7 protein-coding genes are annotated in these 9,522 nt (G+C 75.5%); 4 read left to right on the plus strand and 3 right to left on the minus strand.

All coding sequences use genetic code 11. The annotated features are described in order from the left end of the window. Nucleotides 1-381: 381 nt before the first annotated feature. Complete coding sequence (locus tag HYE82_RS29380) at nucleotides 382-1,938, minus strand: DUF6056 family protein (protein WP_179177219.1); 1,557 nt, start codon at nucleotides 1,936-1,938, stop codon at nucleotides 382-384. A 533-nt stretch (nucleotides 1,939-2,471) separates the two neighbouring features. Here HYE82_RS29380 and HYE82_RS29385 point away from each other — a divergent pair. After that, a complete protein-coding gene (locus HYE82_RS29385) occupies nucleotides 2,472-3,788 on the plus strand; it encodes a glycoside hydrolase family 15 (protein ID WP_179177220.1) in 1,317 nt (438 codons plus the stop codon). Nucleotides 3,789-3,851: 63 nt separating this feature from the next. On the opposite strand, the gene HYE82_RS29390 is transcribed toward HYE82_RS29385, so the two are convergent. Both HYE82_RS29390 and HYE82_RS29395 read right to left on the minus strand, forming a co-directional pair. Then, complete coding sequence (locus tag HYE82_RS29390) at nucleotides 3,852-4,370, minus strand: hypothetical protein (RefSeq protein WP_179177221.1); 519 nt, start codon at nucleotides 4,368-4,370, stop codon at nucleotides 3,852-3,854. A 225-nt stretch (nucleotides 4,371-4,595) separates the two neighbouring features. After that, entirely contained in the window at nucleotides 4,596-6,782 is a 2,187-nt protein-coding gene (locus tag HYE82_RS29395; RefSeq protein WP_179177222.1) for a PIG-L family deacetylase, read from the minus strand. 364 nt (nucleotides 6,783-7,146) lie between these two features. Here HYE82_RS29395 and HYE82_RS29400 point away from each other — a divergent pair, with 364 nt between their 5' ends. From HYE82_RS29400 to HYE82_RS29410, 3 genes are all read left to right on the plus strand, one after another. After that, nucleotides 7,147-8,217, plus strand: a complete 1,071-nt coding sequence (locus HYE82_RS29400) for a D-alanine--D-alanine ligase (RefSeq protein WP_179177223.1) — start codon at nucleotides 7,147-7,149, stop codon at nucleotides 8,215-8,217. A gap of 132 nt (nucleotides 8,218-8,349) precedes the next feature. Further along, nucleotides 8,350-8,898, plus strand: coding sequence for a GNAT family N-acetyltransferase (locus tag HYE82_RS29405; protein WP_179177224.1), 549 nt, complete (start codon nucleotides 8,350-8,352; stop codon nucleotides 8,896-8,898). 9 nt (nucleotides 8,899-8,907) lie between these two features. Then, nucleotides 8,908-9,456 carry an NUDIX domain-containing protein gene (locus HYE82_RS29410; RefSeq protein ID WP_179177225.1) on the plus strand — a complete coding sequence of 183 codons (549 nt, stop codon included), beginning with the start codon at nucleotides 8,908-8,910 and terminating at the stop codon, nucleotides 9,454-9,456. Nucleotides 9,457-9,522 lie beyond the last annotated feature (66 nt).

Consider the following 9,522-nt stretch of genomic DNA (forward strand, 5'->3'; position numbering starts at 1 on the left):
GGGTCGGGGTCGGGGTCCAGGGTCAGGGTTGGGGTCGGCTCGGCGGCTGCGGGTCGGCAGAGCACTCGGCGAAGCACTCGGCGGGGTGCCGGAAGAGCGCAGGGCACGTGCCATGGTGCCGTACGGCTGCCCGGGGCGGGCGGTGTCGCCACAGCGGCGGTGCGGCAGCCGCCGGTACTTCCCTCCCCGGTGTTCTGGCCGGAAGGGTTTGCCGGCTCGCGGCGTCCGGTGCGGTGCATCGCAAGGCGGAGGGCCGCAGCGGCGTACTCGCGAGAACGGTCCGCCTCGTGACAGCCGTCGCGGGATCCGAACAGGAACGCGAGCACCTGGCGGCGCCGGTCTCGGGGGCGCGGTCGCCTGCTGCGGCGGTTCGGGCCGTGTTCAGCGGTGGTGGACGCGGTCGAGGCCGTACCACTTCGCCACGCAGGCGGCGACCCAGTCGCGCTCGTGGCTTCCCGTGAAGAAGGGTTCGGCGAGGTTCCCGATGGGGAGCGGTGTGTAGCCCGCGTCGGCGGCGCCGCGCGCGGCTTCGGCGCGGATGCGGGCGTTCTGGGCGTCCCAGGCCGCGGCGCGGGTGACCGTGGCGGTCGTGAGCTGCCGGACGTTCGGGACGAGCGCGGCCGTCGACGCCAGCGCCAGGCAGCCCGCCGCCACCGCGCCGGCCCCGACAGCCGTGGCCGCAGCCGTACGGGTGGCTGCGCGGGCCGTCGGCCGGCGCGCGGCCCATGCTCCGAGCAGGGCGCCGTAGCCGCAGAGGGCCAGCTCCATCGCCAGCAGGTAACTCGTCCAGGTGCGGGCGTACGTCCACCCGGTCGGGCCGTAGCCGCTGCGCAGGCCGGCCACCACGGCGAACGACCCCAGCAGCACCACGGGCACGGGGAGCAGCAGCACGGGGAGCGGCAGCTTCCGGCGCATCACGGGCGGGGAGCCCCGGTCCTGGCCGCGGGGGCGGATCCGCAGGCCGATGCCCAGGAGCACGCCGACGGCGGCGGCCCCGAGGTAGGCCCACTGGCCGGTGACCGCGTCCCACATGCGCAGCCAGTCCTCGAAGGTGGCCCTGAGCTCGGCCGCGGAGAGCATCGACTCCCGCTCGGGCTGCTGGGCGCGGCGCCATCGGGCCCCGGGGGACGTGTAGAGCACGGCGAGACCGCAGAGGAGGCCGGCACACCACAGCAGGCACCAGAGGAAAGGGCGGCGCCTGATGCGCGCCGGCCCCGGGGGCAGTAGTGCCGACAGGCCGGCCGCGGCGGCGAGCAGGCCGCTGACGAGGGCGAACGGCTCGCTCAGGGTGCCGATCGCGAAGGCGGTGAGGAAGGCGGCGGAGAAGCCCGCTGCCCGGACCGCGGCGCTGCGGTGGCGGACGGTGTGGACGGCCAGCAGCAGCGCCCACACCCCGATGACGCTCGGGAGGGTGTGGGAGATCGTGGCGGGCGCCCACAGCAGCACCTGGTAGCTGCGGGTGCCTGCGAAGTAGAGCAGTGCCTGGACGACCAGGGCGCAGGCGGTCAGCGGCAGCACCCGGGGTCTGCCGCCGAGCAGGCGGACGAACTCCCGCCCGAGCAGGACGAGGCCCGCCGTGAAGGTGACGGCTATGACGGTCGGGAGGACTTTGATCCCGGTCAGTCCGTCGGCGTAGACGAGACCGCTGAGGAGGGCATTGGTGATCCGGCCGTTCTGGGTCGTGTAGAAGTCGGCGGTGATGCCGAGGACTCCCAGGTCACGGGACTTCCAGGCGGCGCACCAGTCGTCGGAGGTGGGCCGTACGTAGAGCCCGAGGAAGCAGCCGACGGCGATCAGGGCTCCGGCCGCGGCGACGACGGTGGCGCAGAGCCCCGGCAGGAGAAGCCTGCGCAGCCGGGCACGGCGGGCGGCGCTCGCCCGGCCCGGCGCGGAGGGATGCCCGCGTACGCCCTCGCCCGTCATCGCAGCAGTGCCCATTCACCACCCCTTGTGCAGCGAGGCCCGACCTGCCGTCGTCGGGCACCCATCGTGTGCACGGTTCGCGGGCACCGGCATCCCGGGCGGGTCGGGACGGGTTAGGGGGCGCGGGGCGGCGATGCGGTACATGGGTGAGATACGGGGGCCGCGGTGCGGGGGCGGCGCGGCCCGGCGGAGCCGTTGCTCACCCGTGCGGCGGCATGGCGTAGCAGCCTCCGCACGGCTCTTCCACGATGGGCGATGGGGGCAGGGGGGCGCGCGTACGGAGGCCCGACGGCCCCACGGGAGGTGTGGCGATGCCCGGTGTCCGGCTCGTCCGGCGGTCGGTCCACCGACGGCCGGTCTTCCGATGGACGCTCTTCCGATGGCCGGTCTTCCGATGGGCGGTCTTCGCGCTGTGCCTGGCGGGCGTCGCCCTTCCCGTGTGCGCCGCGGGTCGGCAGGTCGGGCGTCCGCCCGACCGGGCACCGGAGCGGCCCGGGTTCCTCGTCGGGCCCGCCGGGCACCAGGGGGGCGGCGGCCACGGTGACGCCGTGGGCAGCTACGCGCCCCTGTCGGTGCTCGCCGCCCCCACCGTCGGGCTCCTCGCCAACACGACCACCGCCGTGGGTGTCCCGCCGGCCACCGCCCGGGGTGCGCGATACGTCGGACAGAGCAACGTGCTGCGGCTGCCGTCGGGCTGGTGGGCGTACCTCCCCGCCGCCAGGACCGCGTCGGCGGTGGTCCCCCGCGACCATCCGGCGGCCCTGCGGCAGATCGCGCAGAGCCGCGCCTGGCTGGCCGCCGGCCGGGTCCCCGGCAGAACGCAGGCGCAGCGCGCGGCGGCCGGGCGGGCCCTGCTGTCGATGCGGGCCCTGCTCCAGCCGAACGGCGCGCTGGCGGCGGGCTGGACGGCCGGCTGGAAGTACTCCTGGCCGCGTGACTCCGGATTCGCGGCCGCCGCGTTCGCGCACACCGGCCACGACGCCGAGGCCTTCCGGATCCTGCGCTACAGCGCCGCGACCCAGCGCAAGGACGGCACCTGGGAGGCACGGACGAAGCTCGACGGTTCCGGCCCGCCGGACGGCAGGCGGTGGCAGCTGGATGCCAACGGGTGGGTCCCCTGGGCCGCCTGGCAGTGGTACCGGGCGGCTCCCCCGGACACCCGCCGGGCCCGCATGAAGACCCTCTACCCGATGATCCGCAAGGCGGCCGACCACGCGGCGGCGTCCCTGGGCGCGGACGGGCTGCCCCCGGCCTCCCCCGACTACTGGGAGCTGATGACGACCACGCCGAACATCGGTACGGCCGCGCCCCTCCTCGCCGGACTCAACGCCTCCGCGGACCTCGCCCGGGAGGCGGACCGGCCGGGCGACGCGGCGCGCTGGGCCGCTGCCGCGCGGCGGCTCTCCGCCGGGATCGCCGCACGGTTCGCTCCCCGGGGGTACCAGCGCACCGTCGACGGCCGGCACGGGCGCGACAGCGCGGTGGCGTTCATGGCACCCCCCTTCAACGCCGCTCCGGCCGACCTGCCGCGGGCGCTCGACTCCACGTACCGGGCGCTGCTCCTGCCGAACGGGGGGCTCACCCCCGGGAACGATCCCACCGCGCCGTGGGGCGGGAACGCGTGGACGCCGAGTACGGCGTTCTTCGCGCTCGCCTGGGCCGGTACGGGGAGACCGGCCGAGGCCGAACGGGTGCTGGAGTGGGTCCTGTCCAAGCAGAACGCGCTCGGCGAACTGCCGGAGAAGGTGGACAGGGAGGGGCGGCCCGCGTCGATCGCCCCGCTCGCCTGGACGGGCGCGATCACCGTGCTCTCCCTCCTGGCGCTCGAAGGGCGGCCCCTGCCCGCACCGCCCTTGCGGCCGTAGCCCGCCGGGACGCCCCGGGGGTGAGTGGCGTGTCCGCGGCACCGTTCGAGACAGGTCTGGGTCTCAGACGGGATCCGTCCCGTCGCCCGGCGGCGGAGCGGTGCGTACGCGCTCCAGCGCGGCCAGGAGGCGCCGGTACGCGAGCATCTCGGCGGCCACCGCCCGTCTGAACGGCGCGTAACGCGGATCACGGCGGGCCCCGGCGTCCGCGGCCGTGGCGGCGCGCAGCTCCCTCGCCCGGGCCAGATCGGTCACGGCGTCGACGTACCCGGCGTCGAGGAGCCGGTGCTCCAGGGCCTGGTCGAAGGCGCGGTCGGCGAGCGCGCCGAGCCGGTCGAGGTCGTCGGCGCAGCTCTCGGGGGCCGCCCCGGCACAGCCCTCGTCGAGTGCGCGGGACAGCGAGCCCAGGGTCGCCTTGAGGTCCGGGTAGCCCCAGGGCGGGGCCGTGTCGTTCCTGCACCCCGTGGCGAAGGCGGCCAGTACGGCCACGGAGGCGACGGCGCGGACCGTTCCGCCCGAAGCCGTACGGCCGCCTGCGGCGGAGCGGGGGAAGGAAGGAAGAGGGGAAGGAGAAGGGGTCATGGCAGCCCCGATCGCCGTCGGTCACGAGCGTCACGAGTGTCACGAGCCGACCTCCGCCGGGCCGCCGCCGTGCGGCCGTGCTCTGCCCCCGTACGGGGCCTGCCCGCGTACGGGGCCTGCCCGCGCACGGGGCCTGCCCGCGGCGTGGTCTGGCCGTCATCCTCGCCCGCGCCGGTCCGCGCTGCCACCGGAGGCACCGGAGGCGCGTTGCTCCGGATCGGCGGCTTACGGCAGCGGGCCTGCGGCGGAGCCCGTGCCCGGGCGTCCGGCCAGGGCGGCCATCCAGGGCTGGACCGCCCGGTGCCAGGGGGCGGGGGCGCCGCTGCCGGGCGGACCGGATTCGGTCGCGGGGGCGGCCGCCAAGATGTGCAGGCCCCCGTCGAGGCCGACCGCCGCCGCGACGGCGCTGCCGTCCGGCTCGGCCACGGCCGCCGGGGCGCCCGTGTAGAGCATCTGGGACTGGTGCCAGGACGGCGGGCCGTCCGTGCCCGACACGCTGACCGTGCCCGCTCCGGCCCGGCCCGCGAGCAGGCGGCCCGCGACGCTGACGGCGCCGTAGCCGCCGTCGCCGCCCGCCTCCGTGACGGCGGAGAACTGCGCCTCCGCGGAGCTGCTGTCCGCGTCTCCGGTCGCGCCCGCTGCTGCGGCCGTGCCCGTGGCGGCCAGGCCCGTGCCGACGGCGCCCGTGCCGGGGCGGCGGAAGTACAGGCGGACGCCGCCGTCCTCCTGCGGGCTCGCCGAGAGCGGGCCCGTGGTCGCCGGCAGACCGGTCGGGAGGGGGCCGCTGTACGGGGCGTCCGGGGCCGGCTGGACCCAGGCGAGCACGGTGGACGCCGTCGCCGCGTACACGTGCCGTCGCCCGGAGCCGTCGGTCGCGGTAACGGGGTCGCCGAGCAGGCGGGTGCCGCCCAGGTCCTGCCACGCGTCGAAGGCGGCGTCCGGGGCCGGCTGGGTACGGGCGCGCAGGGTGTGCCGGGAGTCCCGTACGTACACCGTCATGCGGCCCGTGTCGTCGACGGAGACGGCAGGGGCACTGATCGCCGAGGTGGCGGACACGTTCGAGATGTCCGGAGTGCCCAGCGACTGCCACGGGCCGAACGCGACACTGTCGGGCGCGCTCTGGACGGCGTACACGACCTCCCGGCCGTACGCCTCGTGCGTCGCGCCGAGGGTGGTGCGGGTGCCGAACACCACGATCCGGCCGTCGGGGAGCCGGACCGCCGTCGCACCGGTGTCGATGCCGGTGCCGGGGAGGAAGCGCGGGCCCTGCCAGGGGGCCCCGGCGCCGCTGCGCGACCAGTGGGCCATCTGCCCGTTCAGGACGGCGAAGGCCCACAGCCGGCCGGCGCGTCCCTCGGTCATCCAGGAGGTGCCGTCGCCGCGGGCGTAGCGGAGGGTCTGGCTCCAGCCGGCGCCGGCGGGGCGGGTCGCGGTCTTGCGGTCGCCGCAGCCGGCGGGGCTGCCGCACCAGTCCTCGTGGTCCATCCAGGCGTAGGTCTTGAGGTAGCCGAGCTTCTCCTCGGCCGTCTGCGGGTCGAGCGTCGGGGGCAGGGAGGTGTTGGCGTAGCTCATGTAGTTCTGGACCGAGAAGTGCGGCCGGTCCGCGGACTTGGCGTAGCGCTCGGCGGCGGCCTGCACGAAGCGGGCGCCGTACATGTGGTCCTGGTGGTCGAGGAAGGCACCGCCGCCGGACGCCTTGCCGGGTGTCGGGTCCTGCGTCCGTATCGCGGTCGGCCTGTACATCGCGAAGACGCCCGCGATGGCGTCTATCGCCTGGTCCTTCGTGTACGAGAACGGGAGCTCGACCGGCGTTCCGGAGGTCAGCTGGGCGTCCAGGGCGGGGACCCGGTCGTCCCACAGGCCGCGCAGGCTGTCCGGGTTGTCGCCGGAGATGCTGCGGGCTTCGCGCAGCTGCATCCACACCAGGTTGACCTCGGGCCGGGCGGTGAGGACGTCCACCTCGGCGCTCCCGCCGCCGGCGGTGGGGACGGACTTGCGCTCCCAGGGGCTGGTGCGGTCGCCGGTGGCCATCTGCGCGTAGGCGGCCCGTATGCCGTTCTGGCGGGCCTCGGCGTAGGCGGCGTGGTCGGCGGGGCCCTCGGGGTCCTCCAGGTGCGGGCTGTGGGCCTCGTTCCGGCCGTCGGACTCGCCGGAGGTCAGGTAGACGGTGGTGACCTTGACGCCCGCGGATATGGAGCGGCTCAGGTCGGGGTTCATGAAGAACAGGTCGTCGTCGGGGTGGGCGACGACGTGGAGGACCGTGCCTTCGGTCACACTCGGGCGGACGACCGCCTGGGGGGCCGTCGCCGGCTGCTCGACGCCGTACCCGTAGGCCCAGGTCGTCACGCCGGCGGCGCCGACGGAGAGCGCGGCGAGCAGGCCCGCGAGGCGGGTGCGGGTGACGAGGGACATGGAGAACGCCTTGGGGATCGGTCCGGTGCGGAATGCGGCCGGGGGCGGTGTCGGTGCCCCGATGGCTCCATCACTGCCGGAGACGACCGGGCCCGATTATGCATCGCCGGTTTTCGACTGACACACCATCAAGGGGTATATGCCGAAAACTGAATTGAATGGGCCATATGCGACAGTTGTCCGTATTTGTCGCCTTTTGGGGGTACGGGTTTCCGCTCCCGACCGTGCGGCGGGCACCGACGGGATGACGCACATCACACCGGCGGGTCCGGTGTTTGACGGTCGGCGGCCGGCCGGCGACCGACGGGCCGTTCTCGGCCTGTCGGCGGCTGCGGAGGGCTGCGGGAAGGGACACAATCCCGGCATGCGAATCGCGATCTTGTGTGGTGGTGAGAGCCCGGAGCGAGACGTCTCCCTGGCCTCGGGCGGCTCGGTCGCCCGGGCCCTGCTGGAGCGCGGCCACGAGGTGCTGCTGGTCGACCCGGCCGCCGAGACGCCGGTCCTGGCCGGACCCCTGCGCCCCGGTGACGCCGTGCAGGAGTGCACGGTCGGCAAGGAGCCGCCGTCCGGCCTCGGTCGGCGGCTCTTGAAGCAGCGCATGGACGCCGCCCTCGCAGGCGGGCCCGACGGGCCCGACGGGCCGGTGCTGGGGCTGCTGCGCGAGGCGGACCTCGTCTTCCTCGCCCTGCACGGCGGCCGGGGCGAGGACGGCTGGGTGCAGGGCCGGTTGCACGAGGCGGGCGTCCGCTTCACCGGGGCGAACGGCACCGCGTGCAAGGCCGCCTGGCACAAGGAGCGGGCGCAGGCCGTCCTGGGCGCCGCCGGGCTGCCCGTGCCCGAGCGCGCGCTGTGGCAGCCCGGCACCGACGAGGTGCCGCACGACGTGCAGCGGCTGCTGGCCGCCGGTCCGGTGGTGGTCAAGCCCGTCGCGGACGGTTCGAGCGTGTCGGTGCACCGGGCGGACTCCCTCGCCGAACTGGAGCGGATCGCCGCGGGGATGCGGGCCGGCGAGGGCGAGCTCCTGGTGGAACCGTTCCTCCCGGGCCGGGAGTTCACCGTTGCCGTGGTGGGTGACCAGGTGCTCCCGGTGGTCGAGATCGAGCTGAACACACCGCTGTTCGACTACGCGGCCAGGTACCGGCCCGGAGCGGTGAGCGAGGTGTGTCCGGCCCGGATCCCGGCGGAGTTCGCGTCCCGGCTCCAGGAACTGGCCCTGCGCGCACACGAGGCCCTGGGCTTCGACGCGCACACCTACTCCCGCACCGACTTCCGCTGCGACGCGGCGGGCGAACCCCTGTGCCTGGAGGTCAACGCCCTCCCGGGGCTGACGGCCACGAGCCTGCTGCCGCTCGCGGCATCCGGCGCGGGCTGGACGTACGCCGACCTCATCCAGCGCATCGCGGACCTCGCCACCACGCCCCGAGACACGCCGTAGGGCTCTCCCTGGCCTGGCCGGTGGGGCCTTCGCGGCGACGAGGACGGCGAGGACGAGGACGGCGACGGCGAGGACGAGGACGACGCGGTGGCGACGAGGACGAGGACGGCGTACCCGTGCCAGAATCCGCGGATGGGTTCGACCACCGACTCCACCGCACCGGTCACCGTCCGGCCCGCGGGCGCTGAACACCGCCCGTCCGTCGAGCAGTTGGCACAGCTCTACCGGCACGACCTGTCGGAGTTCCTCGGCCACCTCCCGGCGGCCGACGGGAGGTTCGGGTTCGGCAGCCTGCCCCTGTTCTTCGACGAGCCGGGGCGGGAGGCCCTGCTGATCCGGTACGGCACGGCTCCGGCGGGCTTCATCCTGACCCGTCCGCTGCCCGAGGGCGCGACCTCGATCTCCGCGTTCTTCGTCGTACGGGCGCTGCGCCGGCGCGGCGTCGGCCGACAGGCGGCCCTGCAACTGCTGCGCTCCCGGCCCGGCGCCTGGGCGATCGCCTTCCAGGAGGCGAACGCGGGCGCCGCCCGGTTCTGGCGCGGCATCGCCACGGCCGCCGTGGGCCCGGCCTGGCACGAGGAAACCCGCCCGGTCCCTCCTCCGGCCCCTGCGAACCTGCCGGACGACCACTGGATCTTCCTGAACACGGACCCGAGCGGCGGTGTCGGCGGGGCTTCGTAGGGTGATCCGATGGCGGAGAACAGGATCGGGCAACGGGCCTTCGAGGCGGCCGCGGCGGACGCGGACCTCGCGGTCGTGGAACTGGACGGCGCGCGCCGGTGGCTGGCGGCGGCCGGACCGGAGCTGGAGGGCCCGCTCGCGGCCGAGGTCTGGGTGTTCGACGGGACGCTGTCCCGCATCCTGCTGGTGCAGCACCGGTGGCGGGGGCTGGTCCCGCCGGGCGGGCGCGTGGAGACGGGGGAGACACCTCGGGAGGCCGCGGGTCGGGAGCTGCTGGAGGAGACCGGGCTGCGGGCGGGACTGTTCCGGGAGCCGGCTCTGGCGACCGTCCGCTCCTACCGGCCGGGCGCGGCGCCGACGTTCGGGCTGTCGTACGCCGCGGTCGTCGACGCCGGCGTCCCGCTGCAGGCGGAGAGCGGGCAGCCGGCGGCCTGGATGCGCCTGGAGGGGGAGTGGGACAGCTGCTTCCCCGGTGACCGGGCCCGGATGCGCCGGCACGCGGCACGCCTGACCTCGCGCTCGCGCCCGGGGTCGGGGCGGCGGCCTGCCGGATCATGACGGGGACGCAGCATCACGTCCGTGCGGGCCGGACGACCACATGCCGGCTTCTCCCCTCCCCTCCCC

Source organism: Streptomyces sp. BR123 (genome assembly GCF_013401435.1).
Lineage (GTDB): Bacteria > Actinomycetota > Actinomycetes > Streptomycetales > Streptomycetaceae > Streptomyces.

What these genes read in the sequence shown, in the direction of transcription:
- HYE82_RS29380 (WP_179177219.1), bottom strand. Translation starts at nt 1,938, where the DNA reads ATGGGCACTGCTGCGATGACGGGCGAGGGCGTACGCGGGCATCCCTCC.
- HYE82_RS29390 (WP_179177221.1), bottom strand. Translation starts at nt 4,370, where the DNA reads ATGACCCCTTCTCCTTCCCCTCTTCCTTCCTTCCCCCGCTCCGCCGCA.
- HYE82_RS29395 (WP_179177222.1), bottom strand. Translation starts at nt 6,782, where the DNA reads ATGTCCCTCGTCACCCGCACCCGCCTCGCGGGCCTGCTCGCCGCGCTC.
- HYE82_RS29400 (WP_179177223.1), top strand. Translation starts at nt 7,147, where the DNA reads ATGCGAATCGCGATCTTGTGTGGTGGTGAGAGCCCGGAGCGAGACGTC.
- HYE82_RS29405 (WP_179177224.1), top strand. Translation starts at nt 8,350, where the DNA reads ATGGGTTCGACCACCGACTCCACCGCACCGGTCACCGTCCGGCCCGCG.
- HYE82_RS29410 (WP_179177225.1), top strand. Translation starts at nt 8,908, where the DNA reads ATGGCGGAGAACAGGATCGGGCAACGGGCCTTCGAGGCGGCCGCGGCG.